General features: G+C 66.3%; 15 protein-coding genes. 7 read left to right on the top strand and 8 right to left on the bottom strand.

The genetic code is table 11. The annotated features are described in order from the left end of the window. Window positions 1-78 precede the first annotated feature (78 nt). The 3 genes from Q1A36_RS06825 to preA all read left to right on the top strand — a co-directional run bounded on the left by Q1A36_RS06825 (window position 79) and on the right by preA (window position 4,042). A complete protein-coding gene (locus tag Q1A36_RS06825; RefSeq protein ID WP_299841335.1) occupies window positions 79-1,437 on the top strand; it encodes an NAD(P)-dependent oxidoreductase in 1,359 nt (452 codons plus the stop codon). 66 nt (window positions 1,438-1,503) lie between these two features. Further along, the gene (locus Q1A36_RS06820; RefSeq protein WP_299841333.1) at window positions 1,504-2,712 is read left to right on the top strand and encodes a glycosyltransferase; all 1,209 of its coding nucleotides are present in this window, start codon (window positions 1,504-1,506) and stop codon (window positions 2,710-2,712) included. 31 nt (window positions 2,713-2,743) lie between these two features. After that, on the top strand, window positions 2,744-4,042 hold the full coding sequence (gene preA / locus Q1A36_RS06815) for an NAD-dependent dihydropyrimidine dehydrogenase subunit PreA (RefSeq protein ID WP_299841331.1): 1,299 nt from the start codon (window positions 2,744-2,746) through the stop codon (window positions 4,040-4,042). 44 nt (window positions 4,043-4,086) lie between these two features. Here the strand turns inward: preA and Q1A36_RS06810 are convergent, their stop codons facing one another. From Q1A36_RS06810 to Q1A36_RS06785, 6 genes are all read right to left on the bottom strand, one after another. Then, the gene (locus Q1A36_RS06810) at window positions 4,087-5,859 is read right to left on the bottom strand and encodes a monovalent cation:proton antiporter-2 (CPA2) family protein (RefSeq protein ID WP_299841329.1); all 1,773 of its coding nucleotides are present in this window, start codon (window positions 5,857-5,859) and stop codon (window positions 4,087-4,089) included. 143 nt (window positions 5,860-6,002) lie between these two features. Then, complete coding sequence (locus Q1A36_RS06805) at window positions 6,003-7,277, bottom strand: NAD(P)/FAD-dependent oxidoreductase (RefSeq protein WP_299841327.1); 1,275 nt, start codon at window positions 7,275-7,277, stop codon at window positions 6,003-6,005. Further along, window positions 7,274-7,537 (bottom strand): c-type cytochrome, encoded by a 264-nt coding sequence (locus tag Q1A36_RS06800; RefSeq protein ID WP_299841325.1) that lies wholly within the window; start codon window positions 7,535-7,537, stop codon window positions 7,274-7,276. Before Q1A36_RS06800 ends, Q1A36_RS06805 begins: the two co-directional genes overlap by 4 nt. Window positions 7,538-7,684: 147 nt before the next feature. Continuing rightward, entirely contained in the window at window positions 7,685-9,157 is a 1,473-nt protein-coding gene (locus tag Q1A36_RS06795) for a carboxypeptidase M32 (RefSeq protein ID WP_299841323.1), read from the bottom strand. Next, window positions 9,154-10,302, bottom strand: a complete 1,149-nt coding sequence (gene ctaA, locus Q1A36_RS06790; RefSeq protein ID WP_299841321.1) for a heme A synthase — start codon at window positions 10,300-10,302, stop codon at window positions 9,154-9,156. The genes Q1A36_RS06795 and ctaA overlap by 4 nt, the downstream gene beginning before the upstream one ends. 42 nt (window positions 10,303-10,344) lie before the next feature. Then, window positions 10,345-11,073, bottom strand: a complete 729-nt coding sequence (locus Q1A36_RS06785) for an RNA methyltransferase (protein WP_299841319.1) — start codon at window positions 11,071-11,073, stop codon at window positions 10,345-10,347. Window positions 11,074-11,145: 72 nt separating this feature from the next. Between Q1A36_RS06785 and Q1A36_RS06780 the strand changes: the two genes are divergently transcribed. Next, window positions 11,146-11,775: a thiamine phosphate synthase gene (locus tag Q1A36_RS06780; protein WP_299841317.1), complete on the top strand. Its 630-nt coding sequence runs from the start codon at window positions 11,146-11,148 to the stop codon at window positions 11,773-11,775. Window positions 11,776-11,828: 53 nt separating this feature from the next. Here the strand turns inward: Q1A36_RS06780 and Q1A36_RS06775 are convergent, their stop codons facing one another. Beyond that, window positions 11,829-13,019 (bottom strand): hypothetical protein, encoded by a 1,191-nt coding sequence (locus Q1A36_RS06775; protein WP_299841315.1) that lies wholly within the window; start codon window positions 13,017-13,019, stop codon window positions 11,829-11,831. Window positions 13,020-13,379: 360 nt separating this feature from the next. Here Q1A36_RS06775 and Q1A36_RS06770 point away from each other — a divergent pair, with 360 nt between their 5' ends. Genes Q1A36_RS06770 through Q1A36_RS06760 form a run of 3 tightly spaced genes read left to right on the top strand, consistent with a single transcriptional unit; the run spans window position 13,380 to window position 14,772 of the window. Continuing rightward, entirely contained in the window at window positions 13,380-13,640 is a 261-nt protein-coding gene (locus Q1A36_RS06770; protein ID WP_299841313.1) for a PepSY domain-containing protein, read from the top strand. A 5-nt stretch (window positions 13,641-13,645) separates the two neighbouring features. Beyond that, window positions 13,646-14,230, top strand: a complete 585-nt coding sequence (locus Q1A36_RS06765; RefSeq protein WP_299841311.1) for a cytochrome b/b6 domain-containing protein — start codon at window positions 13,646-13,648, stop codon at window positions 14,228-14,230. Continuing rightward, complete coding sequence (locus Q1A36_RS06760) at window positions 14,227-14,772, top strand: LuxR C-terminal-related transcriptional regulator (protein WP_299841309.1); 546 nt, start codon at window positions 14,227-14,229, stop codon at window positions 14,770-14,772. Before Q1A36_RS06765 ends, Q1A36_RS06760 begins: the two co-directional genes overlap by 4 nt. Before the next feature lie 10 nt (window positions 14,773-14,782). Here Q1A36_RS06760 and Q1A36_RS06755 read toward each other — a convergent pair whose 3' ends face one another. Next, window positions 14,783-16,267 (bottom strand): nucleobase:cation symporter-2 family protein, encoded by a 1,485-nt coding sequence (locus tag Q1A36_RS06755; protein ID WP_299841306.1) that lies wholly within the window; start codon window positions 16,265-16,267, stop codon window positions 14,783-14,785. Window positions 16,268-16,289: the final 22 nt, after the last annotated feature.

Genomic DNA, 16,289 nt, shown 5'->3' with positions numbered 1-16,289 from the left:
GGCCCTGTATTTTACCATTTGATAAAAAATCTGACCTGTGGCAGCCTGAAAAGATCAAGCCAGCCATGGGATGCCTGAATGACCCAAGCCAAGCTGACCCCCGGCGTCGTGCCGGGCCGCCTCTCCCCGGCGGATTATGCCGATAATTTCGCCGATGTCGCCCCGGCGCTGATCCCGCACGAGGCGCGGGTCGCCGCCGATCGCTGCTATTTCTGCCATGACGCGCCCTGCGTGACGGCCTGCCCCACCTCGATCGACATTCCGCTGTTCATCCGCCAGATCGCCACCGGCACGCCCGATGCGGCGGCGCTGACGATCTTTCATCAGAACATCCTTGGCGGCATGTGCGCCCGCGTCTGCCCGACCGAAAACCTCTGCGAAGGCGCCTGCGTGCGGATGGAGGCCGAGGGGATGCCGGTCGAGATCGGCGCGCTGCAACGCTTTGCCACCGATGGCATGATCGACCAGTCCCACCCCTTCACCCGTGGCGCCCCCACCGGCAAGCGGGTCGCCGTGGTCGGTGCCGGTCCGGCGGGCCTCTCGGCGGCGCATCGGCTGGCGGCCAAGGGCCATGACGTGGTGATCTTCGAGGCCCGCGCCAAGGCCGGCGGACTGAACGAATATGGCATCGCCAGCTACAAGACCGTGGACGGTTTCGCGCAGGACGAGGTCGACTGGCTTCTGTCCATCGGCGGGATCGAGCTGCGCAACGAACAGCGGCTGGGGGACCAGATCACCCTGCCCGCGCTGCAGGCGGACTTCGACGCGGTCTTCCTCGGCATGGGGCTCGGCGGCGTGAACGCGCTGCGCACTGACGGCGAGAACCGCGAACATGTCCGCGACGCGGTGGATTTCATCCGCGAGCTGCGACAGGCCGAAGATCTGGCAACCCTGCCCGTGGGACGCGACGTGGTGGTGATCGGCGGCGGCATGACGGCGGTGGATGCGGCGGTACAATCGAAACTGCTGGGCGCCGAGAACGTCACCATCGTCTATCGTCGCGGGCAGGAACGCATGGGCGCCAGCGATCACGAACAGCATCACGCCACCTCCTCCGGCGTGCGCATCCTCTGCAACGCCATGCCCATCGCGGTGCATGGCAATGGCGCGGTGCGCGAGGTCGAGTTCGCCTATACCGAGGACATGCCGGACGGTTCGCTGAACACGACAGAGCATTTCCGCCTGAAGGCTGACCAGCTGTTCCGCGCCATTGGCCAGCGGCTGGACGGTGCGCCCGACGGCATCGCGCTCGACGGCGGCAAAATCGCCGTCACCGGGCCGGGACGCACCAGCCTCGCCGGGGTCTGGGCCGGCGGCGATTGCGCGGCAGGCGGCGATGATCTTACAGTGACTGCCGTGGCCGAGGGCCGCGACGCGGCAGAAGATATTCATGCGGTGCTGATGACTCGGACCGCAGCGGAGGCCTCGGGCCCGTAAGGCACGCCGGGAAGATCATGGAGGACAAGGGTTGAGAAGAGCTGACGCTCGGAGGGCGACAGGATCATGCCAAGGCTGCTGATGCTTCCCCCTGCGCCGGCAAGCCGGGTCGGGCCGCATGAGGTCAGGCTGGACGGCAAGTTCGTCGAGGGGATGCGGCATATCTGCGCGAACTGGCCCGGCGAGGTCGGCTGCGTCTTGCGCGGAAGCGACGCAGCCATTCCCTTTGGAGATAACTATGATCCGGCGCAGCTGCCCTTCGACCTGACGCTGCTGGCCGAGGGGCAAGCCGTGCCGCAGGAAATCCTTGACGCCAGTGATATCGTTGAAGCCTCGGGCGATCTGCATCTTGATCTGGATCTGGCCGACAGAACTGCAGGGCAACGGACCAGATGCGTCTTCGTGATCGAATACACGCTGGGGACCCGGTTGCAGATCCTCGGTCTGGACCGCGACAGATCGACAGTTCAAAAGGCGAAAAGCGCGCTCTGGCTGCTTGGTCAGGAACGCCGGCGGCGGCGGGCGCTGCGACGGGCGGATGGCGTTCAGGTGAACGGTTTTCCCGCCTATGACGCCTATCGCGCGCTGAACGGCAATACGGTGATGTATCTGGACAACCGGATGCAGGGCACCATGTTCGCGGACCAGGGCGAGCTTGCCCGCAAGGCGGCGGTGCTGACGGCGGGAGGGCCGCTGCGGCTGATCAACTCGGGGCGTCTTGAACCGCTGAAGGGCGCGCAGGATCTGGTTCCGGTTGCGCGGGCTCTGAACGATCGAGGGGTGAATTTCACCCTCGACATCTATGGCACCGGCAGCCTTCAGGATCAGATCCGGGCCGATATCCAGACTTATCAGCTGGCGGACAGGGTCCGGCTTCATGCCCCGGTCGATTTCGTGACCGAGCTGGTGCCGATCTCGCGCCGCGATGCCGACCTGTTTCTCAGCTGTCATCGGCAATCCGACCCCTCCTGCACCTATCTCGAGGCGATCGGCTGCGGGTTGCCGGTCGTGGGCTATGACAATGCAATGCTGTCGCGGCTGGCATCGGACTCCACTGCCGGCTGGACGGTTCCTCTGGCCGATACCGCAGCCTTGGCCGACCTGATCGCCGCGCGTGCGACCGATCCTGCCGGTATCGGCGCGGCCAGCCGGGCGGCGCTGGACTTCGCCCGGAAACATGATTTTGCAACCGAGTTTGCGCTGCGACGGGATCATCTGCTGCATCTGCTGGATGCGTCCGAAACCCCGGCAGACCTGACCAAGAAGCGAGTGTGACCCTGACGTCACCTCAGAAGGGAATGAGACCATGGCTGACCTGCGCTCGAACTTCGTCGGGATCAAATCCCCGAACCCCTTCTGGCTGGCCTCGGCCCCGCCGACGGACAAGGAATACAATGTCCGCCGCGCCTTTCAGGCCGGCTGGGGCGGTGTTGTCTGGAAGACGCTCGGGGCCGAGGGTCCGCCCGTCGTCAACGTCAACGGCCCGCGCTATGGCGTGGTCTATGGCGCCGACCGCCGGGTGCTGGGCATCAACAATATCGAGTTGATCACCGACCGCCCGCTGGAGGTGAACCTGCGCGAGATCAAGCAGGTCAAGCGCGACTATCCCGACCGGGCGCTGGTCATCTCGCTGATGGTGCCCTGCGACGAGGACAGCTGGCGCACCATCCTGAAACAGATCGAGGATACCGAGGCCGACGGGGTGGAACTGAATTTCGGCTGCCCCCACGGCATGAGCGAGCGCGGCATGGGTTCGGCGGTCGGTCAAGTGCCGGAATATATCGAGATGGTTACACGTTGGGTGAAGCAGTATTCGCGGATGCCCTGCATCGTGAAGCTGACGCCCAATATCACCGATGTCAGGAAACCTGCCGAGGCGGCCAAGCGCGGCGGGGCCGATGCGGTCAGCCTGATCAATACCATCAACTCGATCACCTCGGTCGATCTGGACCTGTTCGCCCCCGAGCCGACCATCGACGGCAAGGGCGCGCATGGCGGCTATTGTGGGCCGGCGGTGAAGCCCATCGCACTGAACATGGTGGCCGAGATCGCCCGCTCGGCCGAGACGCGCGGCCTGCCGATCAGCGGCATCGGCGGGGTGACGACCTGGCGCGACGCGGCCGAGTTCATGGCGCTGGGGGCCGGCAATGTGCAGGTCTGCACCGCCGCCATGACCTATGGTTTCAAGGTGGTGCAAGAGATGATCTCGGGTCTGCGCGATTATCTCGACAGCCACGAGATGGAACTGTCGGACCTGATCGGCCGCGCCGTGCCGAATGTCACCGACTGGAACCAGCTCAATCTGAACTATGTCACCAAGGCGGTGATCGATCAGGATGCCTGCATCAAGTGCGGCCGCTGCTATGCCGCCTGCGAGGATACGTCCCATCAGGCCATCGCCATGAAGCCCGGTCGGGTCTTCGAGGTGATCGAGGAGGAATGCGTGGCTTGCAACCTCTGCCTCGATGTCTGCCCGGTCGAGAATTGCATCACCATGCGCGAGCTGGCGCCGGGCGAGACCGACAAGCGCACCGGCCAGCCGCGCGGTGACTATGCCAACTGGACCACGCATCCGAACAACCCGATGGCGCGGGCCGCGGAATAGACGAGTTCTCCCCGGCAGGGCGCGGGCCGGTAACGGTTCGCGCCCTAGCTGCTGTTGGTGCCGGTGGGTGCGAAGCTGTCAGCAATGTTGCGATGCAAGAGGTCGCGCCCGCCCAGCATCCCCTCGGACAGCTGGATCGCCATGCGCCGGCGGTCACGGGCGCGCAGGTCCTCGATGATGTCATTCGCCTCGGATTCGTCGACGCCCAGTTCCAAGAGCGATTCCCGCGCCATGGCCAGCGCCGATTCCACCGTTTCGCGGATCTCGAACTCGACCCCCTCGGCGCGCAGGTGGATGCTGTGACGCCGGTCGATGGCGCGCACGAGCAATTTGGCCTGCGGGAATTCCGATTGCACCAGCTCGACGATGCGATTGGCGACATCGGCGTCATCGACGCAGACCAGGATCAGCTCGGCCTCCTCGGCACCGGAGGCGTGGAGGATGTCGAGCCGCGCGCCATCGCCGTAATAGACCTTGAAGCCAAGGCTTTCGGCGGCGCGGATCATCTCGGTATCGGTGTCGATGATCGACACGTCCAGCCCGCGCGCCAAGAGGCCCTGGCTGGCCATCTGGCCAAAGCGGCCAAAGCCGATCATCAGCGCCCGGCCATGCAGGTCCTCGGCCCCCTCGATGCCGTCGAAATCCTCGCGCTCGGCGGGCAACAGCCGGTTCATCACCACCAGAAGCACCGGGGTCAGCGCCATCGACAGGATGACCACGGCGGAAAACAGTGCCTCGGTCTCCTCGCTCAGGATACCGGCACCGCCAGCAGCGCCGTAGAGGACAAAGGCGAACTCGCCGCCCTGCGCGAACAGCACCATCCGCCGGATCGCGGCGCGGGAATTGCTGCCGGTCATGCGGGCGATGACATAGACACCGACCGCCTTCACGGCCATTGCCGCGATGACAAGGCTGATCGCAAGAAGCCACTGACTGGCGACGATGCCCAGATCCAACGACATGCCGACCGAGAGGAAGAAGAGACCCATCAGGATGCCCCGGAAGGGTTCGATATCGGCCTCGATCTGGTGGCGATAATCCGATCCCGACAGCATCACCCCGGCGAGGAAGGCGCCCATGGCGGTCGACAGCCCCGCCTGATCCATCAGCAGCGCCGCGCCCAGCACCACGAGCAGCGCCCCGGCGCTCATCGCCTCGCGCGAGCGGGCGCGGGCCAGAAGCGCGAACATCGGGTCCATCAGCCAGCGGCCCGCCGCCAGCAGGAAGGCGATGGCGGCCAGGCCGATGCCGATGCTGGCCCAGATATTGCCACCCTCCTCGCTCTGCACCGGGGCGAGGATCGCGATGATCGCCAGCAGGGGCACGATCAGCAGATCCTCGAACAGCAGGATCGCCACCGATTTCTGCCCCTCGGGCGTGGCGATTTCGCCCTGTTCCTGCATCACCGACATGATGACGGCGGTCGAGGACAGCACGAAGCCGGCCGAACCGACGAAGGACACGACCAGCGGATAGCCGAAGGCCAGGTGGCCGGTCAGGGTCAGCAGCGCGATACAGGCCAGCACCTGCAACAGCCCGACCCCGAAGATCTGCTGCCGCATCGCCCAGAGCCGCGCCGGTCGAAGCTCGAGCCCTATGATGAAGAGGAACAGGACGACCCCCAGTTCCGCCACGTGCAGCATCGCCTCGGGATCGCTGAAGAGCCTCAGGCCGAAGGGTCCGACCGCCACGCCGGCGGCGAAATAGCCGAGAACCGAACCAAGCCCGAGGCGCCGGAACAGTGGGATCGCCAGCACCGAGGCGCCCAGCAGCGCCACCGCAGGCGCCATGATCGGACCCAGACCTTCTGTCGCCATGGCGCGCTCTCCTTGCGGGATCGGCGGCGGACGGCGGCCGAAAGTGTCAATCTTCCCGCCAGCCTAGACGAGGCAAGGGGCGGTTTCCAGATGGCGTTAACCATGTTGCGACGGCTGTCGGCAGGGATGCCACAGAAGCGCGGCTAGCTCGAAGATGACCCGAAGATGTCGGCCGAGATCGCCCGGTACCAGTCGACGCTTTCCAGCCATGTCTGCCGCCGCCGCTCGGCGCTTTCGCCCGGCTGCGAGACAAAGCTGTCCAGCGCGGTGATCTTGCCCTCGGCAGGGGCATAGGTCGCGCCAACGCGCACCCCGTCATGCGCGGCGATCAGCGACCAGCAGGTGTTCAGATAGCGCGGTGCGGGGGCGGTGCCGCCGGTCAGTTCGGCGCGCAGCGCATGGGCCACGACCTTGGCCTGACTGTTCGCCGCGAAGGCCGATTTCGGCATGTCGCCCTGTGCCGCCGCATCGCCCAGCACGGTCACAGCCTCATCCAGCCGCGAACGCATATCCTCGGGCCGCACCGGCGCCCAGCCCGTCTCGTCGGTCAGCCCGGCCTGAGCCGCGATCATCCCCGCCTGCTGCGCCGGGATGACGTTGCAGACATCCACCGCCTCGACCTCGCCGTCGATGACGAGCTCCATGGTCTCGGGGCGCACCTCGACCGTGTCGGCACCGAAATCCGGGCCGATGCGGGTGATCATGCCGGGATAGTGGTTCTGCCAGCCCTCCTCGAACAGCGCCTGCTTGGCAAAGCTCTCCTTGGGATCGACGATCAGGATCTTTGCGGTCGGGTTCGATTGCGTCAGAAGATGCGCCACCATCGACGCGCGCTCGTAAGGCCCCGGCGGGCAGCGATAAGGATTGGGCGGGGCGATCAGGGCAAAAGTGCCGCCCTCACGCATGGCCTCGATCTGCGCTTTGAGCACCCGGATCTGGCTGCCGCCCTTGTAGGCATGGGGCATCGCCTGCTGGCTCGCCACATCCCAGCCCGGCACCGCACCCTCGACGAAATCGATCCCCGGCGCGATGACCAGCCGGTCATAGCTCACGCTGCCGCCGCCCCCCAGCGCGACCCGCCGCGCGTCGCGGTCGACGCCGGTCGCCCAGTCCTGCACCAGTTGCACCCCGGCCAGCCCGTCATAGCCATGCCCCAGCGCCGAGAACTCCCAGAAACCGCCAAGCGCGATATTGGAGAAAAAGCAGCTGTCATAGCGATGCGCCGGCTCGACCAGCACCACCTCGATCGCGCCACCGCTGTCCTTCGCCAGATAGCGCGCCACTGTCGCCCCGCCCGCACCGCCGCCGATGACCACCACGCGCGGCCGCCCCTGCGCCATGACCATCGGCGCGGGCAGCAGCGCCGCACCGGACAGGGCCAGCAACTGCCGGCGGCTCAGGGAGATGCTTTCCCTCATGGACCGAGGCCCTCAAAATAGGCTGCCAGCGCCGCGATCTCATCATCGCTGAGCCGCTTGGCCACCACCTGCATCAGCGCATCGGGCCGTTCACCCGCCCGATAGGCCAAGAGCGCCGCCGTCACATCGGCCTCGGGCAGTCCGGCCAGGGGCGGGATCGCCTCGCCCTCTGCCCCGTGGCAGGTGACGCATTGCTGCGCGAGGGTCGCGGCATCATCCGCAAGACCCATGCCAGCGGGGATCAGCAGGCAGACTGCCACACCCCAAATCCCTCGCCGCATCGACCCCTCCCCGGTTCGTCACCGGCCACGATAGCAGAGTTTCCCGAAACCCAAGCGGAAAAGCAAAACCCGCCCGGATGATCGCATCCGCGCGGGTTTCTTTCTCGTCCAAATATCCGGCGGCGCTTACAAGGCGTAGATCCGCCCGAATTTCTCCTCGAGATAGTCCAGCAGCGCCTCGGGCCCGACCTCGCCGCCGGTCGCTTCCTCGATCAGACGGCGCGGCGGCAAGAGGCCGCCATGGCGCTGCACGTTCTCGCGCAGCCATTCGACGCCGGGCGCCGCATCGCCACGGGCCAGCGCCTCGGGCAGTTCCGGCACGGCCGCGCGCATGGCGGCGTTCAGGCAGCCGGCATAGACATTGCCAAGCGCATAGGTCGGGAAATAGCCGAAAAGGCCCACCGACCAGTGAACATCCTGCAACACGCCATTGGCCGGGCGATCCACCGCCACGCCGAAATCCTTGAGGAAGCGCGCGTTCCAGGCCTCGGTCAGATCGGCCACGTCCAGCCGCCCGGCGATCAGGTCACGCTCGAGATCGAAGCGCAGCATGATGTGAAGGTTATACTGCACCTCGTCGGATTCGGTGCGGATATAGCCCGGCGTCACCCGGTTGACGGTGCGATAGAACTCGTCCGCATTGGCCACGTTCAGCCCGTCGAAGGCGTCATGCATGCGCGCGAACAGCCAGCCCGAGAAGGCGCGCGAGCGGCCCATCTGGTTCTCATAGATGCGGCTCTGGCTTTCATGCACGCCAAGCGAGACGCCCCGGCCGAGCGGCGTGAAGGCGTAATCCTCGTCGATGCCCAGCTCGTAGCTCGAATGACCGACCTCGTGGATGGTCGAATAGAAGCAGTTGAACGGATCGGTCTCGACCACGCGGGTGGTGATGCGACTGTCCTGCCAGCGGCCCGAGCTGAAGGGATGGACGGCAATGTCCATCCGCCCGCGCGACCAGTCATAGCCGAAGGCGCTGGCGCAGGCACGGGCAAGGCGCAGCTGCGTGTCATGGGGGAAATGGCCGGTCAGTGCGGCGGGCGGATTGTCGGCGCCCAGAATGTCCTCGCGCAGCGACACCAGTCGCGGGCGCATCTGGTCGAACAGCGCCGCCACCCCTGCCCCGGTCGCGCCGGGTTCGTAATCATCCAAGAGCGCGTCGTAAAGATCACCGCCATCGGCCAGCGCCGCCGCCTCTTCGCGCTTCAGCATCAGAACGTTGTCGAGCGTCGGCAGGAACTCCTCGGGCGCGTCATTGGCGCGCGCCTCGGCCCAGATGCCCTGCGCCAGCGAGGTGACGCGGGCGATCTCGGATGCCAGCCGGGCAGGCACGCGGTTCTTGCGGGTGAAGTCGCGGGCGATCAGCTCGACCGCGCGGGCCTCGGCCTCGGTCCGGGGTTCCGCGACCTCCAGCCATTCGCCGATGCGCGGGTCGGTGCGGCGTTCGTGCAGCACCGATTCCATCGCGCCCATTTCCTCGGCCCGCTGCTCGGTCGCGCCGCGCGGCATGACGGTTTCCTGGTCCCAGCCAAGGCGTTCGGCCACCGAAGACAGGGCCTCGGTCTGGCGCTGGAAGGCGAGAAGGTCGTCGAAGGCGCTCATCGGATGGTTCCCCGGACAGAGGTTTCGTAAGGATAGCGGGCGTTGAAGCGGGCGCGGATGATCAGCGCGAAGAGGGCGATGGCGCCGATCTGGTGCGCCAGCGCCAAGGGCAGCGGCGAGGCATTCAGCACGTTCATGATGCCCAATCCGACCTGAACCGCAACCATGACGATCATCACGGTGAAGGCCCCGCGCGTCACCGGATGGGGCGAGCGGCGGGCGCGCAGCCAGACGACCACGGCAAAGATCGCCAGCAGATAGCCGGTCATGCGGTGGATGAACTGCACCAGCGCCGGGTTCTCGAAGAAATTCCGCCAGCCAAGCGCCCCGTCCCAGATCGCCGCCGGAATCCACTCGCCGCCCATCGTGGGCCAGCCGGTATATTGCCGCCCCGCATCGATGCCCGCGACCAGTGCGCCGATCAGGATCTGCAGGAAGGTCAGATGCATCAGACCGGTGGACATGGAGAAGAGCTTGCCCTCGCCCGCGCGGCGCGCCCGCATCAGATCAGCCTCGGAGCGCGTCAGCAGCAGCGCATACCAGGCGATCAGCCCGAGGATGGCGAAGGCCAGACCCAGATGCGTGGCGAGCCGATAGGAGGCGACGCGCACCATCCCCTCCTGCAATCCCGAATGCACCATCCACCAGCCGATCGCGCCCTGCAGCCCGCCAAGCGCGCCGATGCCCAGAAGCCGCGGCGTCCAGCCGGTCGGGATGCGCTTCGTGGCGAGGAAGACCAGGAAGCCGAGCGCCCAGACCAGCCCGACGGCGCGGCCGAGGAAGCGGTGCGACCATTCCCACCAGTAGATCTGCTTGAACCCGGCCAGATCCATGTCGGGATTGACCTCGGTGAATTGCGGGATCTGCTGATAGGCCTCGAATTCCGCCTGCCACTTGGCCTCGTCCATCGGCGGCAGCGTGCCGGTGACTGGCGCCCATTCGGTGATCGACAGGCCCGAGCCGGTCAGCCGGGTCGCACCACCAAGCGCGATCATCGCGGCGACCATGACGAACAGCACCACCAGCCAGGCCCGGATGGCGCGGCGCGCACCCTTCGGCGCGGCGTCGATCACGCCCTTGGTGGCAACCGGCCTTGTGACGGCTGTGGGGTCAGAGACCTCTTCGAAGATGGGACGTTTGGCCATTCTCGTGGCTCCTTGGATAGTCGCGCGGACCCTAGGACGGGCCTAGCGGCGGGTCAATTGGCGCAGCATCCCGTGAAGGATCTGCACATCGCCCCGGGTCAGGTTCAGCCGCGACCACATGTTGCGCAGGTTCAAGCGCATGGCCGGGGCCTTGGTTTCGGGGAAGAAGAAGCCGGCGGTTTCCAGCCTTTCCTCGTAATGATCGCCCAGCTTCTCGATCTCGATGCGGTCGGCCGGCACTTCGCCCGCCGGACGGCGCCCTTGCGGCGCGGGCTCGGGCGGCAGATGCTCGCGTCCCCATTCGTAACCCATCACCAACACGGCCTGGGCAAGGTTCAGCGAGGGGAAATCGGGGTTCACCGGCACGGTCACGATGGCATTGGCGCGGGCCACGTCATCGTTCTCCAGCCCGGCGCGTTCCGGCCCGAAGATGATGGCGCTGCGGCCGTCATGCGCGCGCGCCTTCTCCATCGCCGTCGCGGGAGTAAAGACCGGCTTCGTCAGCTCGCGCCCGCGCGCGGTGGTGGCAAAGGCGTAATCCACCCCCTCCATCGCCTCGGCCAGCGTCGGATAGACCCGCGCCGTATCCAGCACCCGACCTGCCGCGCCCGAGGCCATGGCGATGGCCTTGGGATTGGGCCAGCCGTCGCGGGGCGCGACCAGCCGCATTTCGGTCAGGCCGAAATTCAGCATGGCGCGGGCGGCGGCGCCGATGTTTTCGCCCATCTGCGGGCGGACAAGGATGATGACGGGCTGACGGTTCGTTTCCATGGCCCGCGCAATAGCCACTCTGGCAGGAACGGGCAAGCTGCGCTATTGCCGGTAAAAACCACGGAGCCCGCCATGCCCGCCGACCAGACCAATGCACCGCAACTCTATCTCGTCACGCCCGCCGGTGCGCAGGCCTCGACGCTGGGGCCGCTTCTGTCGGCTGTGATGGACCGGGTGCCGCCCGCCTGCCTGCGCATCCGTGGTGCCGGGGACGAGGCCGAACTGGGCCGGCTCGCCGATCTGGCGCGCGAGATCGCCCATGCCCGCGACGTGGCGGTGGTGATCGACGACCATGTGCGGCTGGCGCTGCGCCACGGGCTGGATGGCGTGCACCTGACCGATGGCGCGCGCGGTGTGCGCGCGGCGCGGAAGGAACTGGGAGCAGACGCGATCATCGGCGCCTTCTGCGGCAATTCCCGGCACGAGGGGATGAACGCGGGCGAGGCCGGGGCGGATTACGTCGCCTTCGGCCCGGTGGGCGAGACCGCGCTTGGCCGGGGCGAGCCGGCGCCGCTCGAGCTGTTCCAGTGGTGGTCCGAGATGATCGAGGTGCCGGTCGTGGCCGAGGGCGCGATCACCGCCGCGCTGCTGGCCGATCTGTCGCCCGTCAGCGACTTCATCGCCCTTGGCGCCGAGATCTGGGCCGAGGAAGACCCGGCGGCGGCACTGGCGGCGCTGTGGGATCGCGTAGAGCGCGCCTGACCGACGAACCGTGCTGGCATTGCCCGAAACCCGGGACATGAGGTGGATGGCCGTTACTCGACATCCCTCATGAGACCGTATCCGGTGCGTGCCATGATGTAATTGGCACTCTGGTTGCCTGCGAGGTCGCGCACCTCGTCGATCAGGGCCCAGATGCCGCGGTCATTCCGCTCTTTCAGCGCCTTTAGGCGCAGGTCGGTCGCGATCTTGATGACATCCTCTGCCGCAGGATCGTCGAAACCACGGGTCTTGGCCTCGGCCATCCGCGCCGCCCGAAGACGGTCGATCTCGTCCTGCGGCACCTCGATCCGCTCGAACCTGACGATCTCGTCGAAATAGCGCGCTCTGAGATCGTCACCCAGAACCAGCGGGCCACCATCCGGCCCCGTCGCATGGGCGGGGATGTACTGGTCGAGGAACGCCGCCGCGAGCCGCGTGGCCAGATCGCCTTCGGGCAAGGCGGCCGGGTCAAGCACGGGTTCGGGGGGCAGAAGCTTCGCTTCGATGATCTCGAACGCGGGGTCCGGTGTCGCCGGGCAATGGGCGCGCGGCAGATACTCGCCCGGCGCAAGATGCGCAGCCCAGGGGAGAATATACAGCCCGACCGTGGCCGGTGTCGCCAGTTGATAGGACTGGAAGAACTCGGAATCGGGCCGGTCAGGGTCGGCGTAGAAGCAGTTGTACCAGCCCTCGTTGTTGTTCGAGACAGTGCGGAGGAAGGTCGTCTCGTGCGAGGCCAGCGGTCCCATGACGGCGACGGCATCGAGGTTCTCGCGCAGGCTTGCGGTCCTGGGGCTGTCGCAGCCGCCGAGCTCCGACAGCACCTCGCGGACATGGGCCTGCGGGTCCCTGGCGATCTCGCGCCGGATCATCTCGGCGGGGTAAAGCTTGTGCAGCGGATTGCCGGTCAGCGCCAGGAAGGCCTCTCCATAGCTCATCTTCGAAAAATCGCCTAGGTCAGCGTCGCCGTAGGTGAAATAGGCGAACAAGACATTGTCCATCAGCTCGCGCGTCAGGACGATGCTCTCGAAGCGGTCCGGATGTCCGCATTCGGCGGTCAGCGCGTCGAGAAACTCGTGCCGCATGGCGTAGACCAGCGGATGGCGCTGCGGCAGATCGATATGCGTCTGCACCCGCCCCTCGATGAGGTCATCGATGGCCTGCACTGGCAACCCGCCCGCCGTCAGCGCAGGACTTTCCTGCGCCCGTGACGCGCCCAAGTACCCGCCGGCGAGAAGCAGCAACAGGGCGACGCTTGCGCATCGGCGGATAGCGAAAGCCAGATCACTCAACCTTGCCGTGAAATCAGGGCGATGCATCAGCAGACCTTCCATGCAGGGGCAGCGGCAGGCGGGCGGGACCATGGCTGCAGAAGCCACCTTGTCCGACGCTTGCACTCTATCGCACCGGACGAAAATTCGCATCCGGCAAAACCGCCCCTGACCGCCGCGACGGCGCGGCAAAGCCGCGTCGAAACCCGCATAAGCGCCAGCTTATGACCGCCCGACTAAGCCGCCGGCCAATGGTGCCTGGTGCGGCACCCGGCTTCTTTCTCTCCAAGGCCCAGGCACAACGCCGCGCCGATACAGGAAAGGAACCCCAAGATGCGCAAACTGACCCTCGCCGCGATTCTGGCCGCCGCGCCCCTCTTTGCCCTTGCCGAGGGCGAGGCCATCGCCGTCGATACCGAACTGGGCATGACCGAGGAGGCCGTCACCACCGCGCTGACCGGCATGGGCTACGAGGTCCGCAAGATCGAAATGGAGGACGGCATGATCGAGGCCTATGCCGTGAAGGGCGACGAGATGCTGGAGGTCTATGTCTCGGCCGAAACCGGCAAAGTCACCAAGATGGGCGAGGACTGATCGCCATGGCCGGTTCCGTTTCACCGGCCGCAGCGGCAGGCGGGGGCGCAAGCCCCCGCGTCATCCCGGTCTGGGACCCGCTGGTGCGGCTGATCCACTGGTCGCTGGCGCTGGTGATCCTCCTCAACGGCTTTGTCACCGACCCCGAGGGCGAGCTGCACGAAACCCTCGGCTATGTCGCGCTGGCACTGGTCCTCACCCGGCTTTGCTGGGGGTTGATCGGCCCGCGCCCGGCCCGGCTGATTTCCTTCCCGCCCTCGCCCGCGCGCGCCTTGCGGCATCTCGGCGCCTTGCGCGCCGGCGACCGCTCGGTGCATCTTACCCATAACCCGCTGGGGGCGTTGATGGTCTGGAACATCTGGGCCACGGTCCTGCTGATCGTTGCCACGGGGATCATGATGGGAAGCCCACGCTTTTTCGGCGTTTCCTGGGTCGAGGACATGCACGAGATCCTTTTCAACTGGCTGCTTTTTTCGGTCATCCTGCACATCGCCGGGGTCATCTTCGATACATGGCGCACGGGCGTGCCGCTGGTCCGGGCGATGATCGATGGCAAGAAGCGCATCCCGGCGGACCGGCCCATCGAATGAGGCTGCGCCTGCCAACGACCTCGCGCGATGAACGGCGGGCGGCGACGCTGGCCGTTCTGATCGTGGTGCTGGCGCTGGCGGCGGTCTTCTTCATCATCGATGTCTTCGCCGATCTGGGCGAATACGGGCTGGGCTGGCATATCGCGCTGGAGCTGATGGCGACCGTGGCGCTGTTCATCAGCCTTGGGCTGATGATGCTGGAACTGCGCGAGATGCAGAACCGGATGGACAGCCTCGATCGCGGCATCCGCGCGGCACGGGGCGACATGGCCGGACTGATCGGCGGCTTCTTCGACCGCTGGCAGCTGACGGCGGCGGAACGCGAGGTGGCGCTGCTGATGCTGAAGGGATTCGACAATGACGCCATCGCCAAGCTGCGTGGTGTGGCGGTTGGCACCATCCGGGCGCAATCCGCCAGCATCTATGCCAAGGCCGGCGTCGATGGCCGGGCGCAGCTGTTCAGCATCTTCATGGAGGAGCTTCTGGCCGAGCCGCAGGCAACGGAAAAGGGCGGCCCAGAAGGACCGCCCCCATCGTCGTAAGCTCCTTGGTTCAGTGGTCGGCCAGCTTTCCGGCCGCCGCCAGCTCGTCCTCGTTGACCGAGGGCGCGCCGTTGTAGAACCAGTTCAGGAACACCGCGCTGATTGCTGCCAACAGGATCCCCGAATGGATCAGCGGGTGGATGCCATGGGGCAACCATTGCTGGAAGTTCGGCGCCACCAGCGGGATCATCGCCATGCCGATCGAGATCGCCACCACGAACAGGTTGTTGCGGTTGCTGGCGAAGTCGACGCGGCTGAGGATGCGCACCCCGGTTGCCGCCACCATGCCGAACATCACCAGACCGGCGCCGCCCAGAACCGTGGTCGGCAGGCTTTCGACCAGCGCACCCATCTTCGGGATCAGCCCCAGCACGATCATGATCAGGCCCCCGGCGACGCAGACATAGCGCGAGCGGATGCCGGTGACGCCGACCAGCCCGACATTCTGCGAGAAGGACGTATAGGGGAAGGTGTTGAAGATCCCGCCCAGCATCGTTCCCAGCCCATCGGCGCGCAGACCGGCGGCCAGCGTCTTCTGGTTGACGGGCTTCTTGCACATCTCGGAAAGCGCCAGGAACATCCCGGTCGACTCGATCATCACCACGATCATCACGAGCACCATGGTCAGCACCATGATCGGGTCAAAGGTGGGCATGCCGAAATGGAAGGGCTTGATGATGGCGAACCAGCTGGCCTCGCCGACCTTGTCGAAATGCATCATCCCCATCGAGGCGGCAGCGATCCCGCCGACCACGATGCCGATCAGCACCGAAATGTTCGACAGGAAGCCGGTGGCCAGCCGCGAGACCGCAAGGATCGTGCCCAGCACCAGCACCGCGATCAGCATGTTGCCGCCATTGGCGTAAAGCGGGTTCGGCACGCTGGCGGCAAGCTTCACCCCCTCGGGCACGCCGCCGGCGGCGATGGCGCCCTCCAGCCAGGCCTGCTGCGCCGGATCGACGACCATGGGCGCGGTCGGGCCGACCTGCAGGCCAAAGATCCAGTTGATGCCGATGGGCATGAGGCTGATGCCAATCGCAAGGATCACCGTGCCGGTCACAACCGGCGGGAAGAAGCGCAGCATCCGGCTGATCAGCGGTGCCAGAAGAATGGCAATCGCCCCCGCCGCGATGATGGCACCGAACAGTGCCCGCGCCCCCTCCTGCCCCGGGTTCTGGCCGGCAATGGCGACCATCGGGCCGACGGCGGCAAAGGTCACGCCCATCATGACCGGCAGCTTGATGCCGAAATACTGGGTCATCCCCATGCTCTGGATCAGCGTCGCCACGCCGCAGACGAAGAGGTCGGCCGAGATCAGGAAGGCCACCTCCTCGGGCGACAGTTGCAGCGCCCGGCCCACGATCAGCGGCACGGCGATGGCGCCGGCATACATCACCAGCACATGCTGGAAGCCCAAGGTAATCAATTTCCCCGTGGGCAGGCGTTCATCCACCGGATGAACCCCTCCCATGGGCTGGTATGTAGCGTCAGACATTGCGGACCTCCCATTCCACCGA

Origin of the sequence: uncultured Paracoccus sp. (genome assembly GCF_947487305.1) — a bacterium.
Lineage (GTDB): Bacteria > Pseudomonadota > Alphaproteobacteria > Rhodobacterales > Rhodobacteraceae > Paracoccus.
This window is presented reverse-complemented; position numbering and strand designations above follow the sequence as displayed.

Excerpts from the sequence above, each read along its gene's own strand:
- Q1A36_RS06825 (WP_299841335.1), top strand. The coding sequence starts at position 79 with ATGACCCAAGCCAAGCTGACCCCCGGCGTCGTGCCGGGCCGCCTCTCC.
- Q1A36_RS06820 (WP_299841333.1), top strand. The coding sequence starts at position 1,504 with ATGCCAAGGCTGCTGATGCTTCCCCCTGCGCCGGCAAGCCGGGTCGGG.
- preA (WP_299841331.1), top strand. The coding sequence starts at position 2,744 with ATGGCTGACCTGCGCTCGAACTTCGTCGGGATCAAATCCCCGAACCCC.
- Q1A36_RS06810 (WP_299841329.1), bottom strand. The coding sequence starts at position 5,859 with ATGGCGACAGAAGGTCTGGGTCCGATCATGGCGCCTGCGGTGGCGCTG.
- Q1A36_RS06805 (WP_299841327.1), bottom strand. The coding sequence starts at position 7,277 with ATGAGGGAAAGCATCTCCCTGAGCCGCCGGCAGTTGCTGGCCCTGTCC.
- Q1A36_RS06795 (WP_299841323.1), bottom strand. The coding sequence starts at position 9,157 with ATGAGCGCCTTCGACGACCTTCTCGCCTTCCAGCGCCAGACCGAGGCC.
- ctaA (WP_299841321.1), bottom strand. The coding sequence starts at position 10,302 with ATGGCCAAACGTCCCATCTTCGAAGAGGTCTCTGACCCCACAGCCGTC.
- Q1A36_RS06785 (WP_299841319.1), bottom strand. The coding sequence starts at position 11,073 with ATGGAAACGAACCGTCAGCCCGTCATCATCCTTGTCCGCCCGCAGATG.
- Q1A36_RS06780 (WP_299841317.1), top strand. The coding sequence starts at position 11,146 with ATGCCCGCCGACCAGACCAATGCACCGCAACTCTATCTCGTCACGCCC.
- Q1A36_RS06770 (WP_299841313.1), top strand. The coding sequence starts at position 13,380 with ATGCGCAAACTGACCCTCGCCGCGATTCTGGCCGCCGCGCCCCTCTTT.
- Q1A36_RS06765 (WP_299841311.1), top strand. The coding sequence starts at position 13,646 with ATGGCCGGTTCCGTTTCACCGGCCGCAGCGGCAGGCGGGGGCGCAAGC.
- Q1A36_RS06760 (WP_299841309.1), top strand. The coding sequence starts at position 14,227 with ATGAGGCTGCGCCTGCCAACGACCTCGCGCGATGAACGGCGGGCGGCG.
- Q1A36_RS06755 (WP_299841306.1), bottom strand. The coding sequence starts at position 16,267 with ATGTCTGACGCTACATACCAGCCCATGGGAGGGGTTCATCCGGTGGAT.